Source organism: Klebsiella sp. JN_Kp127, from assembly GCF_040062505.1.
In the GTDB taxonomy this organism is placed as follows: domain Bacteria; phylum Pseudomonadota; class Gammaproteobacteria; order Enterobacterales; family Enterobacteriaceae; genus Klebsiella; species Klebsiella quasipneumoniae.
Window position 1 is genome coordinate 210585 of sequence record NZ_JBEAHS010000032.1, and the last position, 26998, is coordinate 237582.

General features: G+C 59.1%; 29 protein-coding genes, 2 tRNA genes and 3 pseudogenes. 10 read left to right on the forward strand and 24 right to left on the reverse strand.

Annotation, left to right across the window (positions count from 1 at the left end; translation table 11 throughout):
• Positions 1-6: 6 nt before the first annotated feature.
• From ABLV04_RS10675 to ABLV04_RS10685, 3 genes and pseudogenes are all read right to left on the reverse strand, one after another.
• Positions 7-126, reverse strand: a pseudogene (locus ABLV04_RS10675) (SDR family oxidoreductase); the annotation flags it as partial.
• A gap of 560 nt (positions 127-686) precedes the next feature.
• Complete coding sequence (locus tag ABLV04_RS10680; RefSeq protein WP_086075933.1) at positions 687-1067, reverse strand: antibiotic biosynthesis monooxygenase family protein; 381 nt, start codon at positions 1065-1067, stop codon at positions 687-689.
• Between the two features lie 55 nt (positions 1068-1122).
• Complete coding sequence (locus tag ABLV04_RS10685) at positions 1123-2016, reverse strand: NAD(P)/FAD-dependent oxidoreductase (protein WP_168380137.1); 894 nt, start codon at positions 2014-2016, stop codon at positions 1123-1125.
• 122 nt (positions 2017-2138) lie between these two features.
• Here ABLV04_RS10685 and ABLV04_RS10690 point away from each other — a divergent pair, with 122 nt between their 5' ends.
• On the forward strand, positions 2139-2798 hold the full coding sequence (locus ABLV04_RS10690; RefSeq protein WP_348815705.1) for a TetR/AcrR family transcriptional regulator: 660 nt from the start codon (positions 2139-2141) through the stop codon (positions 2796-2798).
• A gap of 394 nt (positions 2799-3192) precedes the next feature.
• Here the strand turns inward: ABLV04_RS10690 and ABLV04_RS10695 are convergent.
• Positions 3193-4129: pseudogene (locus ABLV04_RS10695) on the reverse strand (LysR family transcriptional regulator).
• A 120-nt stretch (positions 4130-4249) separates the two neighbouring features.
• Here ABLV04_RS10695 and ABLV04_RS10700 point away from each other — a divergent pair.
• The 3 genes and pseudogenes from ABLV04_RS10700 (at position 4250) to ABLV04_RS10710 (ending at position 7015) form a co-directional block, all read left to right on the forward strand.
• Positions 4250-5782, forward strand: a complete 1533-nt coding sequence (locus ABLV04_RS10700) for an MFS transporter (RefSeq protein ID WP_110238323.1) — start codon at positions 4250-4252, stop codon at positions 5780-5782.
• A 159-nt stretch (positions 5783-5941) separates the two neighbouring features.
• A pseudogene (locus tag ABLV04_RS10705) lies at positions 5942-6055 on the forward strand (LuxR family transcriptional regulator); the annotation flags it as partial.
• 822 nt (positions 6056-6877) lie between these two features.
• A complete protein-coding gene (locus ABLV04_RS10710) occupies positions 6878-7015 on the forward strand; it encodes a hypothetical protein (protein ID WP_229583961.1) in 138 nt (45 codons plus the stop codon).
• Between the two features lie 8 nt (positions 7016-7023).
• Here the strand turns inward: ABLV04_RS10710 and ABLV04_RS10715 are convergent, their stop codons facing one another.
• From ABLV04_RS10715 to ABLV04_RS10755, 9 genes are all read right to left on the reverse strand, one after another.
• Complete coding sequence (locus ABLV04_RS10715) at positions 7024-7512, reverse strand: DinB family protein (protein ID WP_180265621.1); 489 nt, start codon at positions 7510-7512, stop codon at positions 7024-7026.
• A 117-nt stretch (positions 7513-7629) separates the two neighbouring features.
• Complete coding sequence (locus tag ABLV04_RS10720; RefSeq protein ID WP_023289974.1) at positions 7630-8163, reverse strand: anti-virulence regulator CigR family protein; 534 nt, start codon at positions 8161-8163, stop codon at positions 7630-7632.
• A 367-nt stretch (positions 8164-8530) separates the two neighbouring features.
• A complete protein-coding gene (locus tag ABLV04_RS10725; RefSeq protein ID WP_180265622.1) occupies positions 8531-9502 on the reverse strand; it encodes an oligopeptide/dipeptide ABC transporter ATP-binding protein in 972 nt (323 codons plus the stop codon).
• Positions 9499-10479, reverse strand: a complete 981-nt coding sequence (locus ABLV04_RS10730; protein WP_180265623.1) for an ABC transporter ATP-binding protein — start codon at positions 10477-10479, stop codon at positions 9499-9501. Before ABLV04_RS10730 ends, ABLV04_RS10725 begins: the two co-directional genes overlap by 4 nt.
• Positions 10476-11426: an oligopeptide ABC transporter permease gene (gene opp4C / locus ABLV04_RS10735; RefSeq protein WP_087824062.1), complete on the reverse strand. Its 951-nt coding sequence runs from the start codon at positions 11424-11426 to the stop codon at positions 10476-10478. The genes ABLV04_RS10730 and opp4C overlap by 4 nt, the downstream gene beginning before the upstream one ends.
• Positions 11423-12382: an ABC transporter permease gene (locus ABLV04_RS10740; RefSeq protein WP_180265624.1), complete on the reverse strand. Its 960-nt coding sequence runs from the start codon at positions 12380-12382 to the stop codon at positions 11423-11425. Before ABLV04_RS10740 ends, opp4C begins: the two co-directional genes overlap by 4 nt.
• Before the next feature lie 44 nt (positions 12383-12426).
• Positions 12427-14130 carry an ABC transporter substrate-binding protein gene (locus ABLV04_RS10745; protein WP_065881484.1) on the reverse strand — a complete coding sequence of 568 codons (1704 nt, stop codon included), beginning with the start codon at positions 14128-14130 and terminating at the stop codon, positions 12427-12429.
• A 344-nt stretch (positions 14131-14474) separates the two neighbouring features.
• Positions 14475-15158, reverse strand: a complete 684-nt coding sequence (locus ABLV04_RS10750; RefSeq protein WP_048297658.1) for a CatA-like O-acetyltransferase, family 1 — start codon at positions 15156-15158, stop codon at positions 14475-14477.
• Positions 15159-15189: 31 nt separating this feature from the next.
• The gene (locus tag ABLV04_RS10755; protein ID WP_032453134.1) at positions 15190-15573 is read right to left on the reverse strand and encodes a VOC family protein; all 384 of its coding nucleotides are present in this window, start codon (positions 15571-15573) and stop codon (positions 15190-15192) included.
• 90 nt (positions 15574-15663) lie between these two features.
• On the opposite strand from ABLV04_RS10755, the gene ABLV04_RS10760 reads away from it, so the two are divergent.
• Positions 15664-16434: a DeoR/GlpR family DNA-binding transcription regulator gene (locus ABLV04_RS10760; protein ID WP_032453133.1), complete on the forward strand. Its 771-nt coding sequence runs from the start codon at positions 15664-15666 to the stop codon at positions 16432-16434.
• A 3-nt stretch (positions 16435-16437) separates the two neighbouring features.
• Here ABLV04_RS10760 and ABLV04_RS10765 read toward each other — a convergent pair whose 3' ends face one another.
• Positions 16438-17067, reverse strand: coding sequence for a LysE family transporter (locus ABLV04_RS10765; protein WP_032453132.1), 630 nt, complete (start codon positions 17065-17067; stop codon positions 16438-16440).
• A gap of 249 nt (positions 17068-17316) precedes the next feature.
• On the opposite strand from ABLV04_RS10765, the gene ABLV04_RS10770 reads away from it, so the two are divergent.
• A complete protein-coding gene (locus ABLV04_RS10770) occupies positions 17317-17952 on the forward strand; it encodes a carbonic anhydrase (RefSeq protein ID WP_023289965.1) in 636 nt (211 codons plus the stop codon).
• Positions 17953-17999: 47 nt separating this feature from the next.
• On the opposite strand, the gene ABLV04_RS10775 is transcribed toward ABLV04_RS10770, so the two are convergent.
• From ABLV04_RS10775 to ABLV04_RS10790, 4 genes are all read right to left on the reverse strand, one after another.
• A complete protein-coding gene (locus tag ABLV04_RS10775) occupies positions 18000-19016 on the reverse strand; it encodes an NAD(P)-dependent alcohol dehydrogenase (RefSeq protein WP_348815709.1) in 1017 nt (338 codons plus the stop codon).
• Positions 19017-19168: 152 nt separating this feature from the next.
• On the reverse strand, positions 19169-19378 hold the full coding sequence (locus ABLV04_RS10780; protein WP_004202908.1) for a YdgH/BhsA/McbA-like domain containing protein: 210 nt from the start codon (positions 19376-19378) through the stop codon (positions 19169-19171).
• Between the two features lie 84 nt (positions 19379-19462).
• Positions 19463-20179, reverse strand: coding sequence for a hypothetical protein (locus ABLV04_RS10785; protein WP_348815711.1), 717 nt, complete (start codon positions 20177-20179; stop codon positions 19463-19465).
• A 45-nt stretch (positions 20180-20224) separates the two neighbouring features.
• Positions 20225-20659, reverse strand: coding sequence for a winged helix-turn-helix domain-containing protein (locus ABLV04_RS10790; protein ID WP_023289962.1), 435 nt, complete (start codon positions 20657-20659; stop codon positions 20225-20227).
• A gap of 401 nt (positions 20660-21060) precedes the next feature.
• Here ABLV04_RS10790 and ABLV04_RS10795 point away from each other — a divergent pair, with 401 nt between their 5' ends.
• Positions 21061-21210, forward strand: a complete 150-nt coding sequence (locus ABLV04_RS10795; RefSeq protein WP_178944816.1) for a hypothetical protein — start codon at positions 21061-21063, stop codon at positions 21208-21210.
• Between the two features lie 87 nt (positions 21211-21297).
• On the opposite strand, the gene ABLV04_RS10800 is transcribed toward ABLV04_RS10795, so the two are convergent.
• Positions 21298-22134: an MBL fold metallo-hydrolase gene (locus ABLV04_RS10800; RefSeq protein WP_110238317.1), complete on the reverse strand. Its 837-nt coding sequence runs from the start codon at positions 22132-22134 to the stop codon at positions 21298-21300.
• A gap of 7 nt (positions 22135-22141) precedes the next feature.
• Complete coding sequence (locus ABLV04_RS10805) at positions 22142-22657, reverse strand: hypothetical protein (RefSeq protein WP_060589463.1); 516 nt, start codon at positions 22655-22657, stop codon at positions 22142-22144.
• 156 nt (positions 22658-22813) lie between these two features.
• Between ABLV04_RS10805 and ABLV04_RS10810 the strand changes: the two genes are divergently transcribed.
• A complete protein-coding gene (locus tag ABLV04_RS10810) occupies positions 22814-23698 on the forward strand; it encodes a LysR substrate-binding domain-containing protein (protein WP_348815714.1) in 885 nt (294 codons plus the stop codon).
• Here the strand turns inward: ABLV04_RS10810 and ABLV04_RS10815 are convergent.
• Positions 23695-24621, reverse strand: a complete 927-nt coding sequence (locus ABLV04_RS10815) for an AraC family transcriptional regulator (RefSeq protein ID WP_178944814.1) — start codon at positions 24619-24621, stop codon at positions 23695-23697. The genes ABLV04_RS10810 and ABLV04_RS10815 overlap by 4 nt on opposite strands.
• A gap of 98 nt (positions 24622-24719) precedes the next feature.
• On the opposite strand from ABLV04_RS10815, the gene ABLV04_RS10820 reads away from it, so the two are divergent.
• Positions 24720-25472, forward strand: a complete 753-nt coding sequence (locus ABLV04_RS10820; RefSeq protein ID WP_050533380.1) for an SDR family oxidoreductase — start codon at positions 24720-24722, stop codon at positions 25470-25472.
• A gap of 121 nt (positions 25473-25593) precedes the next feature.
• On the opposite strand, the gene ABLV04_RS10825 is transcribed toward ABLV04_RS10820, so the two are convergent.
• Together ABLV04_RS10825 and ABLV04_RS10830 are read right to left on the reverse strand one after the other, a co-directional pair.
• Positions 25594-25670: transfer RNA gene (locus ABLV04_RS10825), tRNA-Val, on the reverse strand.
• Positions 25671-25674: 4 nt separating this feature from the next.
• Positions 25675-25751, reverse strand: a tRNA-Val gene (locus tag ABLV04_RS10830).
• A gap of 253 nt (positions 25752-26004) precedes the next feature.
• Between ABLV04_RS10830 and ABLV04_RS10835 the strand changes: the two genes are divergently transcribed.
• The gene (locus ABLV04_RS10835; RefSeq protein WP_023289950.1) at positions 26005-26583 is read left to right on the forward strand and encodes a TIGR00730 family Rossman fold protein; all 579 of its coding nucleotides are present in this window, start codon (positions 26005-26007) and stop codon (positions 26581-26583) included.
• Between the two features lie 140 nt (positions 26584-26723).
• Here the strand turns inward: ABLV04_RS10835 and asr are convergent.
• A partial coding sequence (gene asr / locus ABLV04_RS10840) for an acid resistance repetitive basic protein Asr (RefSeq protein ID WP_348815716.1) occupies positions 26724-26998 on the reverse strand: 275 nt, incomplete at its 5' end.

A 26998-nucleotide genomic window follows, 5' to 3' on the forward strand; every position in this document is an offset into this window, starting at 1 on the left:
ACGTTTCTAACGTCCTCCCTGGCTTCCTCCACCATCAACAGGCAGTATTACGCCAGTAAAACTCGCGTCTGATGATAAAAGAAAGGCTATTGCTGAAGCCACTTCAGCAGGAGAACCCAGTCTCCCTGTAACCGTTCAACCTGATGTGCTGGCGTGAAAGGTGAAGAGGAGGGCCAAGTGCTGCAAATCAAGATTCAGCGGTGCAGACTTTTCTGACTTTAGGGGAAGGGGGCGGCACACTCTGCTTCAGTGGTAGCAGCTAATCACCACAAACTGTTAGATACAAGCTACCGTGTTAAGTCCCCTGGTGTCGCTGAAATAACTGAAGAACATCCCCCTAAGCGTCAGCAGCAAGCTGCCGCCGCCAAGGCCCCGGAAATCACGCCCTTTACGTCGTAAACGCCGTAAAGCCCGCTCACCGGGGTTAAAAGTTCTTCATTGCTGATAGCGGGTTAAGGCTAACCAGGGCAGGGGGAAGACAGGCAGAATTTATGAACCCGTAACCGGCTACGCCGGGCTTTCGGCGCCATTTGTCTCCACAGATGCATGCAGCATCAGCTGGCGCCTCCATGCCGCTTACGCGGCATTCAAAAGACTTTATCGCTATTCCCGGCTGACGGGGTAAACAGTACCGCTCCACATCTGGACAGGGATATTCTCAGTCTCGCTTTGCCATCTTTCCTGAGTCAGGCCGAACAGAATCCGGGAACGGCGACCTTCTGGAACAGGTGTGGGCTGGCCACGACGGATGATGGGTATGCCGGAAGTTTCGCGAGGAACGCGGGATCGGTGAAGGCGGCGCGGACCGCTTCAGTTGATTCCCACATCACATAGTTCAGGTAAGTCGGACTATCGCCGATCGCCCGATGTAGTTGCATGGAAATGAAGCCCGGTTGCTTTGTTATGACCCCGGCAGCTGCCCTGAAAGCGTCCATAAAGCCGGCTTCATCGGTGGGATTGACTACCGTGAAGAGGTTGATGAGCACGAGAGGCGCCGCCGCGATAGCGAGCTGACTGTCAAAGGGGAATTTCTCATCCATAGGTTTGAAGGGTTTTATGCTGGTCATGGCGGCGCTCCTGTCTGTTGTAAAATTGAACTGAGGTGATCGATGCCACTTGCTCTCAAGCGAGCATCGACTGCTGAGCGAAGATACCCGCCATCACGCCTTGCCATGTGGCCGTGGTGACTGAGGGCATTCCGGGGTTGGCCAGATCGCCGGCGGCGTAAATACCAGGCGTGCTGGTTTCGCGGCGCTCGTCGGTCCTGAGGGCAATGCCAGTTGGTGTATTGACCGTGGCAAGTCCAAGGGTGTCATGAAGGTTTGCGGACGGCCTGGTCCGCGGATGCGCGAAGAGGATATCGACTGCAACATCGAGACCGGTCTCTATCCTGATGGTAGCATTGTGACTCCCATGACGTGCGATTTCGGTGATCCTGCCCTCAACGAGGTGTACCTGGCGGGCAGCCAGATCGGTCCGTATGTCTGGGGTAATGTCGTGACCATTGCCGAAGACAGTCAACCTGTCGGTCCAGTCATGGAAGAGCCTGACCTGGTTGTTCGACTGCGGGCCAGACCAGACGAGCCCCCAATGCTGGTCGGCGACTTCAAAGCCGTCGCAATAGGGACATGGGATGACAGACGTACCCCAGCCTTCGGCAAAACCAGGAATATCAGGCATCTGGTCAGCGACGCCATAGCTCAGGATCAGGCGGCGCGCCCTCAGGCTTTCATTATCGTCAGTGACGACGCAGAAATCGTCGATGGTGCCGGATACACTCTCGGCTCGCGCAGTGACCAGTCTGATCGTTGGATAGCGCGCCAGTTGCTGCCGTGCCTCGGCCAGGATATCCAGAGGCGGCTTGTGATCATGGCCAAGCACACCATGTGAATGACCGGCAAAGCGATTGCGCTGTCGGTCAGTGTCGAGGACGGTGACTTTACGGCGGGCACGGCCAAGCTGCAGGGCTGCGGCAAGACCGGCAAAGCTGCCTCCGATGATGATGACGTCATTCATGGTGATGAGTTCCGTGTTGAGGATGTAAGGAGATGAGCCAGTTCTGGCGCACCTTGCACATTTATGAAACCACATGGTATCGTAATTAAATAATTACGATACTGTCAAGGACTGTATTTATAGTGACCAATCAAAACAACCCGACCCGGCGGGGCCGCCCTGTCAACGAGGCCCTTGGCCAGACAATCATTGAGGCCGCCTCCGAACTATTCGTAGAATTGGGATTTCAGGCGACTACCCTGGACAAGGTCGCCCAGAGGGCGAAGATATCCAAACTCAGCATCTATCGGCATTTCGAGAATAAGGAGGCGCTGTTCAGTGCGGCTATTGTGGCCGGTTGCCATCAGTTGTTTGCACCTCAGGTTCTTCTTGAAGGCGTCGATGGTTCAGTTGAAGATCAATTGATGGCGGTGGGAACATTACTGCTGCGCACTCTTTTGAGACCCGATGTAAGTAGCATCGAAGCTATGGTCATGGCCGACAAGACGAATCAAAAGTCGTTAAGCAAGCTCCATTACGAAGCCGGCCCCGCTCATGTCATCGCCCAAATCGAAGTCCTTCTACGTCAGTTTCAGGAGAAGGGGCTTCTGGAGGTTCCCGATCCTCTTCGGTCCGCTCGCTTGTTTGCCGCGCTGTTCAAAGGCTCCGACCTTCTGAGTATCGCGCGCTTCGATGAGGCCAGAGCAGGGGATGACAACGAAATCGAATCATATTGTCGGTCGGCCGTCGGCATGTTTATCGCCGCGCACGGTGGCACCCAGGATGCGATATCACGGCTATGACCTTGCCCTATATTACCGCTCACGTCCTGGTCGCAGCTTAAAGCTCAGGCGCGATGCATTTTCGCGTCTTCAAGCCACCTGAACGTCCGCTCTTCGCTCGCAGCAGACTTTAAACTTACCCAGTACGTCCGATTCGTTCTGTGAGTTCAATCGGTCGATGCAGCGCTTTCCTTAATCAAGGGGGGACGTTGTCATGAAACGAAGAACTCGGATTTACTCCACACCTGTTCGCCTTGGATATACGGAGTCGAGCTCCCGGTAACCGTTCAACCGGATGTGCTGGCGTGAAAGGTGAAGCTGAGGGCCATGTGCTGCGAATCAAGGTTCAGCGGTGCCGACTTTACTGACCTTAAGGGAAGGGGGCGGCACACTCTGCTTCAGTGGGGGTAGCTAATCACCACAAATTGTTAGACATAAGGGAAGGGGGTTGTCGATGCGGGCGACAAGGGTATCTCTGCCGCAGCCATAAAATCGATAAAACAGCGTATTCGCGGCGACAGGTAGCGGCTGGCAGGCCACAGGACAGAGAAATGCCCATCCTTGACGCAACAGCCGGGCAACACCTCCTGCAGGTGTCCCTCATTGATGGCCTCACGCACAACAAAATCAGGGACATAGGCGATACCCATCCCCGCCGCGCTTAAGCGAATGGCCGCCTCAATGTTATTGACCCTCATCACGGAAGCGGCCCTGAAATCCCCCGTCAGCCGCATATCGCGCAGTTCCCAGGGCTGGATCAGCCCCGTCGAAGGGAAGCGAAAAAAAATGCACTTGTGCACCGCCAATTCCGCTGGCGAGCCGGGAACGCCGTATTCCGCCAGATATGCCGGGCTGGCGCAGAGCACAAAACGAAAACCCCCCAGCTTTCTGGCGATCAAGCGGGAGTCCGCTAGTTCACCGCTGCGGATAGCGATATCAAATCCCTCATCGATCAGATTGACCAGCCGGTCACTAAAATCGAGATCCAGTTCAACCTGTGGATAAAGACGGCTAAAGGCGGTGAGGGCAGGGAGCAGCAGGCGGTAGCCGATGACAGGCAGTGAAATTCTCAGTTTGCCGGAGGGCTGTGAGAGACTGCTCGTCAGCTCAGACTCGGCCTCCTGGATCTGCTCCAGGATACTCTGGCAGCGGGTCAGAAACGCGGCCCCCTCCGCCGTCAGGCTGACGTTTCTGGTGCTGCGGTTAAACAGCCGGACCCCCAGCTTATGCTCAAGCCTGGCGACATTCTTACCCACCGCCGAGGCTGAAATGCCCAGCAGCCTGGCGGCCTGAACAAAGCTTAGCGTTTCGGCGGTGCGGACAAAGGACGTTAGCGAGGTGAGGCTGTCCATTGATTATAAACCTTATGTCTCTTAAGAAGATATTTTCAGTCTATTTATCGGCATTAACATCCGCAATAGGATGGCGGCAGTTTATTCATTCCTTCCTTGCCGACTGATGAGGGCCGCCTGATGTTACTCACCGCCAGAACACATTGCCGATCCGCCAGCGCCCTGGCCGCGCTTTCTGTCTTTATGGCGGCCATGCTGCTGCCGTTAAGTTTTACCGGCGGCGTCATGACCACCCCGGCGATACAGCAGTCGCTGGGCGGCTCTCCCGCTGCGCTGTCGTGGCTGACCAATGGCTTTATGCTGACCTTCGGCAGCTTTTTGCTGGCCGCTGGCGTGACGGCGGATGCCATTGACAGAAAACGCATCTTTCTCGCCGGCGCCGCGCTGTTTTGCCTGAGCAGTCTGCTGTTTTGCCTGACGGACGATCTCTTCCTGTCAGGCGCGCTGAGGGCTCTGCAAGGTCTGGCCGCGGCGATGATTTTAGCCAGCGGCAGTGCGGCGCTGGCCCAGCTGTATGACGGCGCTCAGCGGACGCGGGCATTCAGCATCCTGGGCACGGTGTTCGGCGCCGGCCTGGCGTTCGGTCCGCTGCTGATCGGCTTCATGACCGACGCGGTGGGCTGGCGCGGCGTATACGCCCTGTTTGCGCTGCTCTCGGCGATGGTTCTGCTTATCGGTCTGGCGTATCTGCCCGCGGCAGAAAAAAGCGAGCCGCGGACACCCGACAATCTCGGCTTAACCCTGTTTACGCTGGCCCTGATGCTGTTCACTGCCTCGCTGATGGTCATTCCGGCCCGCGGTTTTTTATCGCTGACCACGCTGGCCTTGTTCATCGTATCGGGGGGGCTGTTCGTTGCGTTTGCCGTGCGCTGCCGAAGAGTGAACAACCCGGTGCTGGAACTCTCCCTGCTGCGCCATCCGCGTTTTGTCGGCGTACTGTTGCTGCCTGTCGCCACCTGCTGTTGCTACGTTGTCCTGCTGATTATCGTTCCACTGCATTTTATGGGCGGAGAGGGGATGAGTGAGTCGCAGAGCGCGCTGTATCTGATGGCGTTGACCGCGCCGATGCTGATTTTCCCATCCGTTGCGGCCCTGCTCACCCGCTGGTTTTCACCGGGGCAGGTGGCCACGGGGGGGCTGATGATTGCCTCCGTCGGGTTGCTGTTGCTGGGCGATGCTTTTCACAGCCACCGCCTCCCGCAGCTGGTGCTGGCGCTGATCCTGTGCGGGGCGGGGGCGGCGCTTCCCTGGGGATTGATGGATGGCCTGGCGATATCCGCAGTGCCGGTCGCCAAAGCCGGTATGGCGGCAGGCCTGTTCAACACCGTTCGCGTTGCCGGCGAGGGGATCGCCCTGGCGGTCGTCACCGCGGTATTAACGGCAAGCAATAACCTGACTCTGCAGAGTCGCGTTCACGGGTATGCGCCCGAGGTGATTCACCGCGCCGCAGGCTGGCTGGGGGCTGGTAATATGCCGCAGGCGGCTGCGCTTTTGCCTGACTTTTCCCTTCGGGCGCTGCGCGAGAGCTATGACACTGCTTATACGGTACTGTTTAGCGGGCTGGCGGTCGTCACCCTGCTGTGCGCCCTGATGGTCTGGCGAACGCTATGCCGCAAGGGGGGCGCTATCCAGACCCGCCACAGCGGATCCTGAACCCCCATGACGGTGCATTGGCGTCACGCTCCCGGCAATCGTCTTTTCCGGTCTGCTCAGCGCACCGGGACTGTCATTGTTTCGCTGGCGGAACTATGCTGATTAGGGCGGCCACATGCGCCGCTCCGGCAGCGGAAACAGTGACTCACAGGTGGCGGTATGGCGAGCGATCCGGAACTGATTTACATCGAGATCCTTGAAACGGTGCTGATGGCCACCCTGGATCCTGATTTGTGGAAATCGGCGCTGCAGAAACTGGCGTTCCTCACCGGCCATCAGTACGCGGCATTTCTGTTCTACGATAAAGGCAACGCGCACCTGTTGACCGATTCACTCCTGCTGGAGGAGAAGGTTTTCACCGCCTATCGCGACGTGTTTCTGGCCATCGATCCCGCCGAAAAAATACTGACCGCGTTACCGGTCGGGCAGATGTACCGGGACCGCGAGTATTTAGGCGATAAGTTTATTGCCGGCAGCGTCTATTACAATGAGTTTCATCACCCCAACGATCTGAATAATCTTACCAGCATCAAGCTGTGCACCCTCAATGGCTATGCCACCTATCTGTCACTGATGACGGCCAATACGGCAGCTTATCCGCAGCCGGCGCAGTTTGAGCTGTTCAGGCGCTTGATCCCGGCGCTAAAAACCGCCTGCCAGCTACACGCCCGGTTTGAACAGCTGCGGGACACCATAAAATACCAGAGCGCGGTGATGGACAATGGGATCTACCCGGTATGGCTGGTGGATCATAGCGGTAACATTCTCTACGCCAGCGCGCATGCCGAACGCTACCTGCGCGCCAACGCCCGCCTCTCCTGGTACAGCGGGGGCGATACGCTGTGCCTTAATACCGACAGCAAAAAACTGAAACGGGCTATCGAGCAGGCCACCCGAACGGCAGAGCCGCCAAGGGCAGGGCTGTGCTATACCGCCGGCCGCCAGCCGAAACCGATCCTGGTGATCCCGGCGGCCCGCCTTGCCGGGGTGGCCTGCGTGATTATTCCCGAGCCGTTTCTCACCGGCAGCGCCGTGATGGAGCTGTTTAACGTCAAGCCTGCCGAGAACGCAGTGGCGGAGCTGCTGGTGCGGGGCATGACGCCGGATGAGTGCGCCTTACATCTGGGCGTATCTATCGCCACCATCAGAACCCACCTCAGCGCCCTGTACCGGAAAACCCACACCCGTAATCAGGCAGAACTGTTGCTGATCATCCGCGCGATCCACGGCTGACAGCTTGCTCAGGAATGATGGTCGCGCAGGAAAACGGTCAGCACCTCTTTCGGCGGCACGCCGCCGCATTCGCCAATCATCCAGCCTACCGCGCCGCGGTGATAGGCGCCGTGAAAGAGCATGTGGTTGAGCATCTCCATCGCGGTCATATTGCCGTCGCCGCCGTCGACAAATTTGAAGGCGATACGTTCGTGGAAATCGGCGGGCGTCATGGCGCTGACGTACTGAATGTATTCGTCCGTACAGGCGGTCATGGCCGTTTCCAGCTCATCAACGGTTGGCGTCCCGGGGGTATTCAGCGCGGTGTAACCGTGCGTCTTGCCGCGCAGATTCGCCCGGAAAATCATGTCAACGACATGGATATGGTTCATTAGCCTGAGGGTCAGGTGACGCTTTTCGCCATGTACTGTACCGTCTATCGCGTGGATCGCCTGCAAGGTGGCAAGGTCAATCCAGCGCTTGTATTTCAACAGCGTCACTACGGTGTCTTTGTCCATTGTCGGTCCCGGGTTGGTTGAGCCATTATCTTAGCGATGATGCCTGCGAGTTGTCACTCTCCCGCGCCAGGCACAAAAAAGCCTCGCCGGGGCGAGGCTTTTTAATCAGCAGGTGATTTAGTCAAACACACCGTTAATCACGGCGGTAACGATGGCGGTGCTCAGGGCGACCAGCACCAGGTCATCGCCGACCGCGCGCCATTCATAGCCCGGATAATAGGGCAGGTCGTTAATCATAGAAGCGGGCAGGGTCTTTTTCGCGATACCCGGAGGTAACGGTTTGCCGCGGGCGACATTTTTGGCGATACCCGGAGGCAGCGCCTGATAGCCGACCAGACCGTAGTTCACCGCAAGGGAGCGCGCCCGTGAGAAGCTAATATCGCTGTCGACGTGGTCGGGCTTGCCGTAGTTTTTGCGGTTGCCATGATCGTCATTGGACTGACCTTTATTTTGTCCTTTATTGCCATGGTCGCCGCTGTTACCGCTGTTACCATGATTGCCGCTATTGCCATGGTTACCACTGTTCCCGTGATTACCACCGCCGCCGCCATTGCCATTGCCGTTACCCGGGTTGGCATAGGCCGGAGCCGCCATGACGGCGAGAGAAATAACCGCCGCCAGTGCTGTTTTAATAGTGCGACGCTTAAGCATGATCTTGATTCCTTAATGTGGAGTACACGCATAAAAAATAAGATAAAGCTATGCCCCAGGCAATCTCATATAGTCTTATTTTTTGCCGGGTTTTCACAGGAAGGTCACAAAGGGATAGCGGGGCGCGGACGAGCAGTTCCATTGCTGCGTTTTGACAGACGGGCGACCGCGCCCCGCTAAATGTGTCGCCGGCAGGATCGCTCCCGGGCGTGTCGCAAAAAAATGCCCGAAGCCATCGGGCAAAAATGAATAAAAATATTACGCTTCATTCATAACGCGTCTCACAAGACGGAGCGGATAGTAAATCCTGGCGCCGCTGCGCACAATCGGCCGCTTGTTTAGAAATAAATAACCCGGCCGACCGCGCTCAGGACGCGATCCAATGGCAGGCGACCCGATGGCCAGGGGCCACCTCGCGCAGCGCCGGCGCTTCTCTGCGGCACCGCTCGCCGACCTGCGGGCAACGAGATGAAAAACGGCAGCCGGCGGGAGGATTGACCGGATCCGGGATCTCGCCTTGCACCAGCGTCTGCGGTTCGCTGTGCGGGTCGAGGGTCGGCACCGCGGCCAGAAGCGCGCGGGTGTAGGGGTGGAGGGGGCGGCTGAACAGCGCATCGCGGCTGGCGCTTTCCACCAGTTGCCCGAGATACATCACCGCCACATCGTCACATAGATGCTCCACCACCCCGAGGTCGTGGGAGATAAACAGAAACGTGACGCCGCGGTCGTCGCGCAGGTCGGAAAACAAATTGATGATCTGCGCCTGAATGGACACATCGAGGGCCGAGATGGGCTCATCGGCGACAATAAAATCCGGGTCGAGGATCAGCGCCCGGGCAATACCGATCCGCTGTCGCTGGCCGCCGGAAAACTGATGCGGGAAGCGGGCGTAGTGTTCCGGCGCCAGGCCGCAGATCGTCATCACGTCGATCACCCGGTCATACAGCTCATCGCGGGCGCAGAGCTTGTGCTGCAGCATAGCTTCGCCTATCGCCTCGCCAATACGCAGCCGCGGGTTCAGCGAGCTGTAGGGATCCTGAAATACCAGCTGCATCCTCGGCCGAATGGCGCGCAGGGCAGGCGCGGCCAGGTCGGCCAGCTCCTGACCGTGAAATTTCACGCTGCCGGCGCTCTTCTCGTACAGGCCAAGCAGGGTTCGGCCGACGGTGGTTTTCCCGCTGCCGGACTCACCCACCAGGCCAAAAATGGTGCCCGGACGGATGTTAAAGCTGACGCCGTCCACCGCGCGAAGCTCGCCGGTCTGTTGGCCAAACAGGCCGTCGCGCAGCGGAAAATATTTTTTCAATCCATCTACTTCAATAACATAGCTTTCGCTCATGCTGTCGCCTCCGCAAATTCGCTGTAAAAGCAGGCGGCCCGCTGGCGCTCGCCGAGCAGCGGCGGAATCGCCTCCCGGCAGCGCGGCGTCGCCCGCTCGCAGCGCCCGGCAAAGGCGCAGCCCGTCGGCAGGGCGGCCAGGTCCGGCACCTGCCCGGGAATCGAGTACAGCCGCCGACGCCGCTCGCCCGGCACCGGGCGGGAGGCGATGAGCCCACGCGTGTAAGGGTGCTGCGGATGGCGTAATACCTCCGCGGTGGCGCCTTGTTCCACAATCCGTCCGGCATACATCACCACTACCTGTTCGGCCATCTGCGCGATCACCCCCAGGTCGTGGGTAATCAGCATCATCGCCATCTGGCTGGCCCGCGCCCGGTCCCGCAGCAGGCGCAGGATCTGCGCCTGCACGGTCACGTCGAGCGCGGTGGTGGGTTCGTCGGCAATCAGCAGTTTGGGCTGACAGCTCAGCGCCATGGCGATCATCACCCGCTGCAGCATGCCGCCGGAAAGCTGGTGGGGATAGCTGACCATCAGGCTGTCGCCGCGCGCCAGGCCGACCTCGCTGAGCAGCCGGGTAGCCTGCTGCCAGGCGGCTTTCGGCGAGGCGCCGAGGTGGCGGATCGCTGGTTCGCACAGCTGCTCTCCGATGGTCAACACCGGGTTCAGGGCCGACATCGGTTCCTGAAAGATCATTGCCAGCTGGTGGCCGCGCAGGTCGGCCATCTGTCTGGCTTTTAGCCGCAGCAGATCGCGGTCCGCGAAACGGATCTCGCCGCCGTCGATGCGCGCGGCCTGCGGCGGCAGGAGGCCCATCAGCGCCATCGCGGTGACGCTTTTGCCGCAGCCGGACTCGCCCACCACGCCAACGGTTTGCCCGGCCTGAATCGTGAAAGAGACGTCCTGCACCGCGCGCACGCGATGGCGTTCGCCAGCGAAAGAGACGGAGAGTTGATTAAAGGAGACTAACGGTATGCTCATTTCAGCCTCGGTTTCATATTGGGATCCATGGCGTCGCGCAGGCCATCGCCCAGCACGTTAATGGCGATCACGGTGATAAAGATGGCGATCCCTGGCGGCATCCACAGCCAGGGACGGCGCTGGAAATCGATCAGGCTATTGGCGGCGTCCATCATATTGCCCCACGACGGCGTCGGCGGCACCACGCCGAGGCCGAGATAGCTCAGCGCGGATTCGCTGAGGATGGCGTTGGCGACAGCCATGGTCGCCATCACCACCAGAATCGGAATGGTATTCGGCAGCAGGTGGCCAAACAGCCGGCGACGCGCCGACAGGCCCAGCACCTGGGTGGCCAGCATAAAATCGCGTTCGCGCAGGGAGAGACATTGTCCGCGCACCAGCCGCGCCAGTCGGGGCCACTCCAGCAGGCTGAGCATCACCACCACCATATAGATGCGCGAGTCCGGAGAAAAATCGAGCTCGGAAAGCATCGCCCCGGCGACGATCAACAGCGGCAATCCGGGGATGGTCATCACCAGGTCGGCCATGCGCATGATCACTCTGTCGGTTAACCCGCCGACATACCCCGAGAGGGCGCCGAGCAGATAGCCCAGGAATACCGACATCACCATGGTCAGCAGACCGATAATCAGCGAGATGCGCCCGGCCAGCAGCAGGCGGGTGTAAACATCGCGGCCGAGGAAATCGGTCCCCAGCCAGTGTTCGGCACCGGGCGGTTGGTTGATGCTCAGGGCGTCGGTGGCATCCTCTTTCCACGGCGACCAGACGGGCCCCAGCGCGCACCACACCGCCATGACCGCCAGCAGGAACAGGCAGAACATGGCCAGCCGGTTACGGCGCAGCTGTCGCCACCCCTGGCGCCAGGGAGAGGGGGTAATGTGCGCCAGCGCCGGGATAGCCGCCTGCCGCTGGCGACGACGGGTAGCAAAGTAAGACAGAATCATCATGACCTCACCCGAATACGCGGATCGGCCCAGGCGTACAGCACGTCGGCGAGCAAATTACCGACGATCGTCAGCACCGCCAGAAACAGGGTGAACCCCATCAGCACCGGATAGTCGCGGGCGGCCAGCGAGTCGATATGGATGTGGCCCGCCCCCGGCCAGTTGAATACCTTTTCGGTAATGATCGCCCCGGAGAACAGCCCCGGCAGCTCGAAGCCCAGCAGGGTGATGATCGGCAGCAGGGCGTTGCGTAGCGCATGTTTGAGGATCACCGTGCGCTCCTGCAACCCCTTGGCGCGGGCGGTACGGATAAAATCCATTTTCACCACGTCGAGCATACTGGCGCGCACATAGCGCGTCAGGCTGCCCGCCTGCAGCATCACCAGCGCCAGCACCGGCAGCGCCAGGTGGGCCGCCACCTGCAGCACATACTGCCAGCCGCTCTCGTCGCTGCCGGTATTGGTCATCCCGCCTACCGGCAGCCAGTGGAGATCGACGGCAAACCATTTAATCAGCAGCAGGCAGAGGAAAAAGGTGGGGAACGACATGGCGGCAAACACCGCGACGCTCACCAGATGATCAAACCAGGAGCCGGGTCGCAGGGCTGACACCACGCCGACCGCCAGGCCAATGCCCCAGTAAAAGACCAGCGCGACGCTGGCCAGCAGAAAAGAGTTCCAGATGTACTGGTTGAGCAGCTGGCTGACCGGGATCTGATACTGCAGCGAAAAGCCTAAATCGCCGCGCAGCAGCTGTCCCAGCCAGTGGAGATAGCGGGTGAACTGCGGCTGGTCGAGGCCATAGATCGCCTTCAGCTCCGCGGCGCGGGCGGCGGTCAGGGTGATATTGCCATCGATAAAGTCGCCGGGGGTTTTGGCAAACAGCATAAAAATAATGAACGAGGCCAGCAGCAGCATCGGCAGCGTTTGCAGCAGGCGCCTCAGGATGAAATTTTTCATGACGATCTCGCATCAGCCGCCGGTTAACCCGGCGGCCAGGGGATTTACTTGACGATTTTCACATCCGGCAGGCTGCCGGTCAGGCCGTTGTAGATATCCGGTTTAAAGCCGGTGACGCGGGCGCTGCTGGCGGAAAGAATGTTGCGATAGCCGAGCAGGATCACCGGTGGATCGTCGGCCAGCACTTTGTACAGCTGGTGATAGATCGGCTTGCGCTGTTCGATGTCGAGCACCGCGTTGCCGGCGTTAATCAGCTTATCGACCTCCGCGTTGTGGTAGCCGGACGCTTTCGCTTCGCTGCTGTAGAAATCCCATACCCCGTCGTGCGGGTCGTTGAGGGTGCTGGTGCTGAACGAGGCCAGATCGTAATTTCCGGCTTTGCGCTGCGCCATCAGGGCGTTGAAATCCACCACCTGCGGCTTAAGCAGCACGCCGATCTGCCGCCAGTTCTCTTTGGCGATGGGGATCAACGCATCGTTGAGCACCTTCTTGCTCACCAGCAGGGTCAGCTCCAGACGCTGGCCCTCTTTGACGCGGATACCGTCGGCGCCAGCTTTCCAGCCGGCCTCATCCAGCAGCTTTTTCGCCTGCGCCGGATCGTAAGGGTAAGGATTGACGCCTTCTGCGTTAAAGGCCCAGGAGATCGGGGCGATCGGCTCGATGGCGACTTTGCCGTACCCCTGATAGACCACGTCGATCAGCTTTTGCCGGTCCAGGCCGTAAATCAGCGCCTGGCGCACCCGCTTATCCTGCAGCGCCGGGCGATGAACGTTGAATTCCACCTGGCTGTAGTCGCTGGAGCCGTAAAGGTTAATGTTGGCGAAGCCGAGCATCTTCAGCTGTTCGATATCGTCAGGACGTGAGGTAAAGGCGTCGTAGTCGGTCTCCCCGGTCTGGAACAGCTGGAAGTTGGTCGACGGATTGGTTACGCGATAGATAAAGCGCGGCGTTGGCGGCGTCCCACGGTAAAAGTGGCTATTGGCATGGAAGCGAATTTCCTGACCGGGAATATAGGTATCGTACACGTAAGGGCCGTTGCCCAGCGGCTTGCCGTGCAGTGAGCGCAGATAGTCGAGATTTCCCCGCTGATATCCTTTGCCGTACCAGGCTTTCGACAACACCGGCCCGCCAATTTTGGCCAGCGTGGTGGCGCCTGGCTGGGTGGTGGTCACCTGCAGCGTGAGCGGGTCGATGACTTTCAGACCGCTGACGCGGTCAGCCTTGCCGGCTTTGTATTCTGCGCCGCCGGCGATATTGGCCAGAGTGATGTCGGTATCGCCATCATATTTGGGGTCGAGCAGGACCGTCAGGGTAAAGGCGACATCTTCCGCCGTCAGCGGTGAACCGTCGCTGAAGGTCAGGCCAGGGCGCAATTTGATGGTATAGACTTTATTGTCCGGGCTGACCGTCCAGCTCTCCGCCAGCCCCGGGACCAGCTTGCCCTGGCTGTCCCAGTCGATCAGGCGTGAAAAAATGACGTTAGTGACGTTTTCATCCCAGCCGTTGACGAAAAAGTAGGGGTTGAAGATTCCCTGCGGCTCGGAGATCCCGGCCACTACCGTGTCTTTGCGCAACTTAGCGCTGGCCGGGATCTGACTGGCGTCGGCGGCCGGGGTGATGCCTTCTTTCAGGAGACCCTCAGCAAAGACGGCAGAAGAAAATGCTACCACGCCGCCGAGCAGGGCCACTTTTAGCGCCAGGGCAAAGCGGGTTTTTCTGGTTTTTAATCCTTGTTGTAATCTGGACAAAAGTGCTACCTCATCAAGTGATTGCGTGGTGATTTACAATTCATGACGAAAGATAAGAGGCGCACTTCGCCCTGTCTAACACTGAAACGCTATGATTTATAACCAATTATCCTTAGCAAAGGTTCGGCAATATAATCCCATTCTTTGGCTATGAAGCAGTGGTTTCCGCTGCCCGATGAGGGTGGGCCAGAATGCTGTCCGCGACCCAGCCTTTCCATCGCGAGGTTCTGAACAGGCGTCACACCTGCGCGGTATTCGCCGGCTGGGCGAGAACGATGAGAGTGAACCCGTACCGACCGCCGTGTACGGCGTAAGGCACCGTGACGGTCGGTTCCGGGCAGACGTTAACGCTCCTTCGCCGCAGGGGGAAGCAGTGAGGGGGCGGTTGCGGCTAGCGGCTGCCAGAGCCGCTCGGGGTCGCAAAACCCCTCTTCGATAAGGGCATAAAAGCGGCTGGCGTGGAGACCGTCGACGAAGGCATGGTTAAATCGCCCGGCCACCGGGATCACGCCGTTCTGCAGTTTCCCCCAGGTGAGCGCCGGAACCGCGGCGCCCACCGCGTATTCCGCATGGGTCATCGAGGTGAAGTGGAGCCACGGCAGACAGCTGGCGCAGATAAAATGTTCGCCATCGACGATGAGCGGCGCAGGCGATGTCTCTCTTGCCGCGACGATCTTTGGCGTTGCCGCGGCGCTGAAGGTGGTGTACTCGGGGGCGTTGTCGCACCATACCTGGCGGAAGCCCTCCTCGACGGTCATCACCGGCGTCATGACCGCCAGACTGTCATATTCAATCACCTCGCCATTGCGCATGCGCTGTCGGAGCTGCGGTACCCCGTTGGCCGCGCGCAGCAGGGCATAGAGCGCGAGCTGAAAAAACGAGACCCGACGGTCCTTCGCACATTCGTACAGGCGCTGCGCCTCTATCGGAACGCAGAGATTAAAGCTGGGGTTGGCAAATTGTCGGTAAAAGGTGAAATGGTCCCGGCGGGGCCAGGCCGCGGTGTCGATGATCCGGTAATGTGCCATGGATGCCTCCTTATGGCTGGCGGTCTGCTGACTATGCGACGATTTCAATCAGGTTGCCATCGGGATCGGCGATCACCGCCTCATAATAGCCGTCGCCGGTGGTGCGCGGCGGTGAAACCAGTATTCCCGCCGCGCCGGCGCGCTGGGCAAGGGCATCGACCTGTTCTGCGCCGCCCACCGAGAGGGCCAGGTGCGCCCAGCCGGTATGGTTATTATCAGCGCTGGCCTGCTGCAGGCCAGGCTTGGTCATCAGCTCGATCACCACCTCGTCGTCGATGGTGACAAAATAGGAGGCAAAGCCGGGATTGGTCTGGCTGAGGTATTTTTCATTGATGCTGGCGGCAAAGAACTCGACCCAGAAGCGGGCCTGAGCCTCAAGCCGTTGGGTCCACAGGGCGAAATGGGCAATTTTCATGGTAAACCTCCGGGCAGGAACATTGACAATCACGGCAGGGCAGACGATCATGCTTGCTGTTGCTCGTTTATGATGATTTAAGGAGTTTCTTTGCTCGATTATGCTGCTTTTCCTCAACAGCGACAAGCGCTGATTTGCCAGATCCTGCAGGAAAACGGCAGGGTGGTGTGTGCGGAGCTGGCGGCGCGTCTTCAGGTGTCTGAGCACACCATCCGCCGCGATCTGCATGAGCTTAGCCGCGAAGGCGTCTGTAAAAAAGTCTACGGCGGGGCGGTGTTGAGCCTGCCGGAAGCGGGAGATTACAGTGAACGGAAAGATAAAAACCGAGCAACAAAACTCAGGATCGCGCAGCAGTGCGCCCGGCTGGTGAAACCCGGCGGCATCCTTTTCATTGATACCGGCACCACCAATCTGGCGATGGCCGAGGCGCTGCCCGCCGAGCTGGCGCTGACGGTGGTAACGAACTCTCCGGAGATCGCCGCGGTACTGGTGAAAAAGCCGCTCTACGAGGTGGTGATGCTCGGCGGCCAGGTGCAGCGGGCGAGCGGGGGCTGCGTTGGGGCCGCGGCGGTGGCTCAGGTGCAGGGGATGTTATTCGACCAGGGGTTTATCGGCGGCTGCGCCATGGCGCCAGAGTCGGGCCTGACCGGCTTTGACTATGCCGACTGCGAGTTTAAGAAAGCGGTGATTAAGCAGTGCAGCGAAATTATTATCGGCCTGACCTCGGATAAAATTCCGGCGGTGGCGCGATTCGTGGTGGCCGCGAGCAGCGATATCGATGTGCTGGTGGTGGAGGAGAACATCAGTCGTGAATATCGCGTTGCCTTTCAGCAACACGATATTCGCATCCATACCGTGTAGCCGCTAGCGGGTGAGGGAGGTGGCGATAAGCCGCAGTCCCAGCGCCCCCAGCACCGTCGCGGTGGCGATATCGATTCGCCGCTTCAGCCGCAGGTAGACCCGACGCGGACGATCAGCGGAGAGCACCAGCGCCACCAGCGAATACCAGCTGACGTCGATCAGGAAACTCATCAGCGGCACGATGTAATAGAAGGCGGTGGGGATCTGCGCCGGCAGCACGGCGGTAAAAATCGAGGCAAACACCAGCGCGGTTTTGGGATTGCTCAACTGAGTATACAGCCCGTCGCGGAAAGTCTTCAGCAACGAACGGTTGCCGTCCATGCCGCTGGCGGAAAAATCCATCGGCTGCGCCGAACCGCGGAAAATCTTATAGCCCAACCATAGCAGGTAGAGCCCGCCCGCTACTTTCAAGCCAATAAACAGCTCCGGCACCGCGGTGAGCACCTTCTGCAGGCCCAGCATCGCCATAATAGAAAAAATGGCGGCGCCGGCGCCGGTGCCCAGGGCGGTCACCAGACCGTGCAGGCGCGAGCGGGCGACCGCATTGCGCGCGACAAAAATAAAGCTCGGGCCGGGACTGATCACCCCCATGATCAGCACCGCGGCAAGGGCCATCAGGCTGGATAAGAACATAGCAACTCCTGGTATGTCCGCCGCCGGTAGGCGGTCGGCAACGTGGGGACGGTACGAGCAAACAGAGTAACAAACTGGCTCAGGAAAGCACGTGAAAACCTAGTGGAAAAGGCGAGGCTGAACGGGCATCCGCGGCGCGCGTTTTCTGCGCAACTGTTTGAATAACGATTCCCATTCCTGTCAGCGATGGTAAACTGAATAACTGTGATCTTTGTCATACCGTAATAACTACAGAGAAGAGACACTGCTATGCAACATATCATTGAGGGCTTCCTCAACTTCCAGAAAGAGATCTTCCCCCAGCGTAAAGAGCTCTTCCGCAGCCTGGCCTCCAGCCAGAATCCCAAAGCGCTTTTCATCTCCTGCTCTGACAGCCGTCTGGTGCCGGAACTGGTTACCCAGCAGGAGCCGGGACAGCTCTTTGTTATTCGTAATGCCGGGAATATCGTGCCGTCTTTCGGGCCGGAGCCGGGCGGTGTATCCGCGACCATCGAGTATGCCGTGGTTGCGCTGGGCGTGACGGATATCGTGATCTGCGGCCACTCTAACTGCGGGGCGATGAAAGCGATCGCCACCTGCCAGTGCCTGGAGCCGATGCCGGCGGTGTCTCACTGGCTGCGCTACGCTGATGCTGCGAAAGCGGTGGTGGAAAAGAAAACCTGGGCCAGCGAAACCGATAAGGTCAACGGCATGGTGCAGGAAAACGTCATCGCTCAGCTGAACAACATCAAAACCCATCCGTCGGTGGCGGTCGGTCTGCGCGACCAGACCCTGCGCCTGCACGGCTGGTTCTATGACATTGAAAGCGGCGAGATTCAGGCGCTGGATAAAAACACCAAATCCTTTGTTTCGCTGTCAGAAAATCCGGACGTCTTTTTCGAATAAAGCCGTTCCCAGGGCATGGAGGCCCTGTTCATCTCATCTCCTCACCACTACCACTCCACGCAAATTTTGCCGAAATGGGCGCCGCTTTGCAGATAGCGGAAGGCGTCTGGTAAGGCCGCAAAATCAAACACTTTATCGATGACCGGCCGCGACGCCTGCAGGTTCAGCGCGTTGACGTAGTCCTGTTGTTGCCGGCGATGACCCACCACCAGCCCCTGCAGTCGGGCCTGTTTACTCATCAGCAGATGGGTGGGCACATGACCTTCGAAGCCAGTCAGGACGCCGATCAGCGCGATGTGTCCGCCAACACTGACGGCCTCGAACGACTGGCCCAGGGTGCCCGGTCCGCCGATCTCCAGGATAATATCGGCCCCGCGATGACCGGTAATGTCCTGCACCGTAGCGCCCCAGGCCGGGGTGGTGCGGTAATTGATGAGATGGTCAGCCCCCAGGGCGCGCGCGCGGGCGAGCTTTTCATCGGATGAGGAGGTGACGATGACCTGCGCGCCCATGCTTTTCGCCAGCTGCAAGACGGTTATCGACACGCCGCCGGTGCCGAGCGTCAGCACCGTATCGCCCGCTTTTAGCCGCCCCTCCACCACCAGCGCGCGCCAGGCGGTGAGGCCGGAGGTGGTGATCGTCGCCGCCTCCCTGAAGCGCCATCCGTCAGGCGCATGGGTAAAATGACTGGCCGGTCTGACCACATACTGGCAGGCGAACCCCTCGGCGCCGTCGCCCGGCGTCTGGCTGAAGTCCTTCACCTGCGGGCCCGGACGGCCATCCAGCCACTGCGGGAAAAAGCCAGCGACCACCCGATCGCCTGGCTGAAACTCGCTGACCCCGGCGCCAACCGCTTCGACCACTCCCGCGCCGTCCGCCATCAGGATCCGCCGATCGGCAGTGGGAATCACCCCCGTCGCTACCAGCAAATCGTGATAGTTCAGGGAGGTGGCGTGTAGCGCTACGCGGATCTCGCCTGCCGCCGGCGCGCCGGGGTCGGCAAGATCGACAAGCTGCAGATTGTCCAGCGAACCGGGTTTGTTGACGATCCAGGCTTTCATCATGGGGCTCTCTTTATCCGGGGGATGCGCTAAGTATTGGCCCGTCATCGGCTGAACGCCATAGCGCGTCGGTCAGGAAATCACTGTCCGGAGAAAGAGGCGAAAAAAAGCGCCGTTTTTGACGGCGCTTTTTTAATCGCGAAAGAGGGAAGAGATTATTTGCTCAGCTCAGCCGTCATATGAACGCGATTATTAAACTGGGCGCTGGTGATTTTATAGGACGCACCCTGCTCAGCGGCCTGGGCGGCGATTTTGGCTTCTGCACGGTCCAGGGTGGAAGCGGTGGCGCTGACGCTCTGGGCGAAGCTGACGGAAGAGAACAGCGACAGTGCAGCAACAGCAACGAAAGTTTTGATGGATTTCATGGTCATATTCCTTAATCTGGTGTCTGATATAGGGCTTGTCGCCCTGATGTGATAAAGAATACGCGCAAAGCCTGGCGGTTAAAATCAAAACAATTTGCGAAACTCATTCAAATAATATGAATGATTTTCGGCCGGTCGCGATGCAGCACGTCGTTGCCGGGCTGGTCGTAGCCCTGGTCTATAGCAACTCAGATCGGCGCAGAGGCGGCTAAACGTGGCCTCTGCGGTCATAAAATGATGAAAATGGGTATGGCTGACGAGGCGAAAATTACTTTTGATCCGCTCCAGTCCGTTGTAAACCCGCTTGCGATTGACGCCCAGCGTGTCTGCCATCTGATTAATCGACTGGCCGCCGACCACGCCACGGATCATCTGCATCTCCAGGTCATTGAGTGGGGCTCGCAGCCGGGAGGAGCGACTCTGACGCTGATGGCGCGGCGCGAAAGGGCGGCTGCGATCTGCCAGACGGAGCAGAAGGCGGCGGATCTCCTGAACGCTTTCCCGCTGGCTGACCCACAGGAGGGTATCCGCGTAAAAGGCGCGTCCGCGTTTGACGTTGTTGGCGGAGGTAAATCCGACCACCAGGCCGGGATAGCGCTGGGCTAATTCAGCAGTGGCCTGATAATCGTGATAGTTTTCCAGCGCTAAAATAATCACATCCAGCCCGGCCGGATCGGGCAGATGGCTGAGCGGCAGTGAATGAATAATGTTCAGACCGGGCAAGGTTTCCTGAATATCTCTGAAACACTGGGCGAGGCCGATATTAAAATAAATATTATTGCTGTGAATTAAAATATTCAAAGGATAAACCCTGTTACAAGCGATCTAAACGGCGCGGGAAGGAGATTAGCTGCGAACCAGAAGTTTATTCATATCAGCAGGCGAGGTGTTTATATAATTCATCATGCCCGGCGGTTTGAAGGAATAAATTTCGGCTACACAAGCAGGATTAATATAATACCCTGCGCACTTAACGCGGATAATTAACACGCTTTCGACCCCCGCCTGGTTTAAGCGAGATTTTAAGGTCTGAATGACCTGCCATAATCGCTGCGCGGACGGACGGAGATTATTTTTCTCCCAGACGTTAATCATTAACTCTTCATCACTGACCAGACGTTCTCTGCCATGCGCCAGCAAATATTCCAGTAAACACGCCATGGTGCTGCGCAGCTGAACTTGCGTTCGCGTCCCACGTAACGCGATAATTTCCCGATGATGCAGGCAGTAGAAAATATTATCCGCTAACTTATAGCCAAGTAGTTTATAGCCTGTAGTCATCCACCACTCCCTGACAAATCCCCGTATTGCCGGTGCAGAGTACCCGCCTGCGGCGGTCTGACCAAGTGAATTTTATGAGCTAGAATAATCAAAACAATTAACCACATTCGCATACATAACTAGAATAAAAATCTGATAAAATCGCTCACTTCTGTTGGATTATGTGGTATAGGAAAAGTCTTAATCAAGAGGTGTGCGAAGTTAAACGGTTGAAAATATAGGTGGTGGAAACAAAAAATTGCATTTACCTTGATCTAAATCAATTTTATGCCTTTCAGGTGGCAATCACCATTTACATAGCAAAACAAAGATTGAAATAACAACGTTTAAGTGATGATAAGCTGATTCTGAACTTATGGAATTACCCAGGGAACTGTTCATTACTTTTCAGGAGCGTTTTTATGGTCATTGCAACTCGTAAGCCTCTGTGCAACAAACGCTGGGCCGACAGCCCGGCCTCTCAGGATCTTCAGTTGACCCAGCTGCGTCACCCCTGGGTCGCCACCACCGCCAGCTGCAAAAGTAAAAAAGGCTGGAAGCGCCGCGGTTAACGGCTAATCCACTTCCCCAGACACCACGCCCCGGTCGCGTTAATGCCACGACCGGGGTTTTGCTGTGATCGGTGTTTTGCGTGAAGGTCACACCGGGCGCAGGCAGTAGCCTGAGGCGGTATTCTCCACGCTGGCGAATCCCGGCAGGCCAAGATGCATACCGGCGACGAGCCACCGCTCGCTGGCGGCCTGGCGCAGGAGACTTTCCCGTGTACGCCGCGCCTGGTCAGGATCGACGTCAAAGGCCACCGATGCCTCTGGCCGGGCGCTCTGGATCGAGGGAAAGTGGACGATATCCCCCCAGATCAGCAGCGACGTTCCGCCCGCCTCGAGGCGATATCCGGTATGCCCCGGCGTATGGCCGGGCAGGGGACATGGTCGGATCCCGGCGATCCGCTCATTTTCATCGATAGCACGAATTTGCGTCGCGCAGATCGCCATTACGCGCCGGACGAGCAGCACGTTGCGTTGTCCACGCTCGCTGGCGTTGTCCAGTGTCGACGGCGCCAGCCAGTAAGCGCTTTCCCGCGAGGGCAGGAACACCCTGGCGTTGGGATAAGCCGGTGTACCGGCCGCGGTCAGCAGGCCGCCGATATGGTCCGGGTGCGCGTGGGTGAGGAGGATGGTGTCAATGTCCTCAGGGCGAACGCCGAGCAGCGCCAGATTGGCGATAAGCGCGCCGCCGACGCCGTTGGCCCCGCCGGTGCCGGTATCCACCAGCACCGTGTGCCCGCGTCCGCGGATCAGGTAAGCGCCGATCTCAATGATCTCCGGCGAGATTAACCCGGCCTGGCGCTGCAGACGCGCCGCCTCTTCAGGGGCAATCCCCGCCAGTAACGTCAGCGGCGCCGTCATCTGGCCATCACTGATGGCGCTTATCGTCAGGTCGCCTGCTGTCAGGGAATAAAAGGGAGCTGGTGTCATGTTGACCTCACGCTTGCTCCGCCGGGTGACGCAACCGGGCGGTAATGGGCTGATAGACAAAGACGGCGGCCGTGGCGGCGTGGGGATGCAGGTCGTCACGCGGGACGATGGCGGCATAGCGGGTATGCCGGGTGGCCAGACCGCCGGGCTGCAGGACGACCGGCGCAGCGACGGGCAGGGCTTCCACGGTATCGCTCAGCAGCAGCACCTCGTCCGGAGCAACCTCCCGCAGCGCGTTAGTTGTGAGATAGAGGTGGCGATGCCAGTCGGCGATCGCCGATTGCCAGCGGGCAAAATGACCGCCGCCGTTGCGGCGATAGGCGTCGCTGTCGATGACGGCGGCATCGCGGATATCGTGTAGCGCCAGGTAGCGAGGGCAGCCCTCGCTGAGCGCGCAGAAGCGCTGCGAGGCATGAAAACCGGGCACCGAGACCAGCGCCGGTAATTTTTCCAGATTGTAAAAGGTATTCCACGCCGCTTCGCTTTGCGGGTCGGTGTAGGCGCATTCGACGACATAGAGCATAGTGACCTCGAGAGACAGATGATTGAGCGCATAAGGCGCTTCAGTGAATTTACTTCATCCTATCTGGCGAAAATGGCGCTGAAAAACGATGTTTATTCAAGACTCAGTGATATTCTGTCACTGACTTTCAGTCAGCCTGCACAAGGAGCATTGGCTATGCGTCGTAAAATTCCCAGCAGCGCTGCGCTACTGGCCTTTGAGGCCGCCGCCCGCCACGGCAACTTTGCCCGCGCGGCGGCGGAGCTCGCGTTAACGGAAGGGGCCATCAGCCGGCAGATCGCCCGTCTGGAAGCGCTCCTCGACAGCAAACTATTCGACAGAATCGGGAGCCGGGTACGGCTCAATCCGGCCGGCGCCCGCTATGCCAGACAGGTCCGCGAGATCCTCAGCAGGCTGGAGCGGGAAACCCTCGACGTCAGCGGGATGCCGGCCGATGGCCGCAGTCTGGAGATCGCCGTGCTCCCCACCTTCGCCAGCCGCTGGCTCATCCCCCGCCTCGGGCAGTTCACGGCGCAGCATCCGCATATCGTGGTCAATATCGCCGCTCGCAGCGACCCCTTCATTCTGCCGGGCAGCGGATTTGATGCGGCTATCCATTTTGATCACCCGGCGTGGACCGTAATGGATGTGACGTTTTTGTTTGCGGAGTATCTGCTGCCGGTCTGTCATGCTGCGCTGCTGACGGATAACGATCTCCCGGGGCTGCTGAACCGGCTGCCGCGCATTCATCGGCGGCAAAATCCGGATGCCTGGCTGCACTATGCCCGGGAGTGTGGTCTGGCGCTGGATAACCCGGCGCAGGGGCCGCGCTATGATCTGCATGAGATGGCGATCGCTGCGGTACTCAGCCAGCAGGGCGTGGCCCTGGTGCCGAAGATGTATGTGGAGAGCGAGCTGCGTAACGGGACGCTGGTCGCCCCGTGGCCGGGCTCCCCGACGCTGGCCAAGCGCTTCTGCCTGATCAAACCCGGCGGCGGCGAGGGGGAGCCTGCGCTGCAGGCGTTTGAGCGCTGGCTGCAGACGACGATTGCGGCAGGTTAGCTTAAGGCGGGCCCGGGCGTACGCTGCGCCGCCCGCAGGCGGGCATATTTGCCGGGCGATGTCCCGGCATAGCGGGTAAAAGCCACGCTGAACGCGCTGGCCGAGCCATAGCCGAGGCGCTCGGCGATATCCGCCATGCTGATGCCCGGCTCTCCCAGCCACCGCATCGCCAGGGTCATGCGCCAGTTCAACAGATAGCCCATCGGGGTCATTCCGGTCAGGCCGGTAAAGCGTTCAAACAACGTCGAGCGAGACAGCGCGCAGTCGGCGGCCAGGGCGTTGACGGTCCAGCGTCTGGCGGGGGCCTCATGCAGCAGACGGATTGCCTGGGCGATCCGCGGGTCGCTCAGGCCGCGCACCAGGCCTGGGGTGGCGAGTGTTTCGCAGGAGCGGATGGCCTCGATAAACAGCAGCTCAACCATCCGCGCCAGAACGAAAGATTTACCTGCGCGATTCGCCTGGGCTTCCTCTTTCAGCAGTCCGACAAAGGTGGCCAGCCGCGGCTGGTCGCGAACCACCACCAGGGCGGGCAGCAGCGAGGTCAGCAGGCTGGCGTTATCCGAATCGGCAGCGCAGTGGCCAATCAGCGCCAGCATCTCCGCCGGCTGGTCGAGGGCTCCCAGGCGAAAGTGTTCCTCCGCCAGTTTCACCGGGGTGGTCTCCAGCGCCGGTGAAGGCGGCGGGGTCAGGCTGGTAAGCGCGAAGCGGTACGCCGCCGGGATCAGCATAAAATCCCCGGCGCGCAGGGTCTGCGGCGGATACTGGTCTATTTCCAGCCGACAGCCTCCTTCCAGCACCACGCCATAGAACGACATGCCCTGGTCCGAGCGAATGACGCGCCATTCTCCCGCCCCCTCAATGGTTTTGGTCAGCACCGCTCTGAGATTTAGCATCGCAATGATTTCCGCCAGCGGGTCGCTCATTTCCGGACTCCTGCTAAAGAATGATGGATTATTGACCCTATATCGTCCGGAGCGGGCTGTCTATGATGAAAAGGAAGAAGCCAATCGGAGACAGAGAGATGCAAACGATTATGATCACCGGCTGTTCATCGGGTTTTGGCCTGGAGACGGCGCGTTATTTTCTTGAACAGGGCTGGAAGGTTATCGCCACGATGCGGGTTCTGCGAGAGGATCTGTTGCCAGCCAGCGACCGTCTGCGGCTGGTGCGCCTTGACGTCACCTCAGCGCAGAGTATCGCCGAGGCGATTGCCGAGGCCGGAGAGATTGACGTTCTGGTCAATAACGCCGGAGTGGGGATGCTCAACGCCCTGGAGGGGGCGTCGCACGAGGCGATAGCGAACCTGTTTGCCACCAATACTCTTGGGACTATCGCCATGACCCAGGCGGTACTTCCCCGGTTCAGAGCGCGCCGTAGCGGGACGATCGTGAATATCACCTCGGCGGTCACCCTACAGCCGATGCCCCTGCTGGCGGTCTATACCGCGAGTAAGGCGGCGGTGAACGCCTTCACGGCGTCCCTGGCGCTGGAGCTGCGGCCCTTCAATATTCGCGTCGGGGTGATCCTGCCGGGACGCGACCCCCAAACCCGCTTCGGGGAAAACGCGCGTCGAACGATGGGGCAGTTCCCGGAGAGCTATGCGGCGCTCGGCCAGCAGATCCTCGACAGCATCCAGGAAAACGCCAGCGTGACGCGGGCTGTCGATGTGGCTCAGGCCGTCTGGCGAATGGTGAACGATCCTGATGCCCCTTCGCGGCTGCCGGCAGGGGAAGATGCCCTGGCGATGGCGCAGGCCAGTCGGAGTCGCGAATAATCGGCTTTAGCTTTGTCGTTGGCAGGGTTCGATAACGTTCAGGCGGGAAGCGCAGAAGGCGTGCGTTTTCCGGTCAAGATGCTGCAGGGTAATGTTGAGAGGGAATGATAAGAAACAAGATTGGTGCGTCTGAATGGACTCGAACCATCGACCCCCACCATGTCAAGGTGGTGCTCTAACCAACTGAGCTACAGACGCATTATGGTGCGTTTAATTGGACTCGAACCAACGACCCCCACCATGTCAAGGTGGTGCTCTAACCAACTGAGCTACGAACGCAATGTTGTGGTGACAACGGGGACGCATATTAGCGGCAGGCAGGGGATGTGGCAAGAGGTAAACGTCACTTTTCTTGTACATTGCTTGCGATTGCGGATCTTTTACCCATTCCGGCGATATTTTACTGAACCACAAGGATATTTCTTCGCCAGCAGGCGCCTCGTCTCTCTTTTCTCCGCGGGTCTCAACCTGCGCACAAAGGTTGCCGTTGTGTTAAATTATCGCCCACCAGAAGAGAGGAGTAATAACGAAGATGAAATCGATAGGTATTTTCTGCGGTTCTTCAGCTGGCGAACATCCGCTGTATCTCGACACTGCCCGACGGGTTGGCCACACGCTGGCGCAGCAGGGACTGGCTGTTGTCTATGGCGGCGGCAAAGTTGGCTTGATGGGGGCGGTTGCCGATGCGGCGCTTGAGGCCGGCGGCGTGGTGATTGGCGTAATGCCGCGCGGCCTGGTGGAGCGGGAAATTGCCCACCGCGGGTTGACGGAGCTGCATGTGGTTGAGGATATGCACGAACGAAAAACCAAAATGGCGGCGCTGGCCGACGGCTTTATTGCTCTGCCGGGCGGAGCGGGGACGCTGGAAGAAATTTTCGAACAGTGGACCTGGGCGCAGCTGGGCATCCATGAAAAACCGTGCGCATTTCTGAATATTAAAGGGTATTACGATCCGCTGCAGGCGATGGTCAATAACATGGTGCGGGAAGGGTTTATGCACCCGCGCTACGCGGAGATGCTGCCGTTTGCTGCCTCGGCAGAGGAGATTATCGCCGGTTTTCGCGACTATACGCCGCCGGCGCGTAAATGGGTTCAGCAGTCCGCTATTTAAACATCAAGCGAAGGGTAAACAGCGCGCAGACGATGAGCAGAACCAACAGCAATTCGAAGCGATAACGTTGCAGCATGATGTCCTCCTGAAAAAAAACCGGCGCTATTCAGCGCCGGTTTATCACCTTAACGCTCTGACCGTTATGCCGCCGGTTGTACCGTCGGTTTGGCTGCGTGGTGCGCCGCTTTGTGGTGCTTCTTCGCCGCCTGGGCTTTCTGTGCTACTGCCGGTTTCGCTGCGGCTTTATGGTGCTTCTTCGCCGCCTGGGCTTTCTGTGCTACTGCCGGTTTCGCTGCGGCTTTATGGTGCTTCTTCGCCGCCTGGGCTTTCTGTGCTACTGCCGGTTTCGCTGCGGCTTTATGGTGCTTCTTCGCCGCCTGGGCTTTCTGTGCTACTGCCGGTTTCGCTGCGGCTT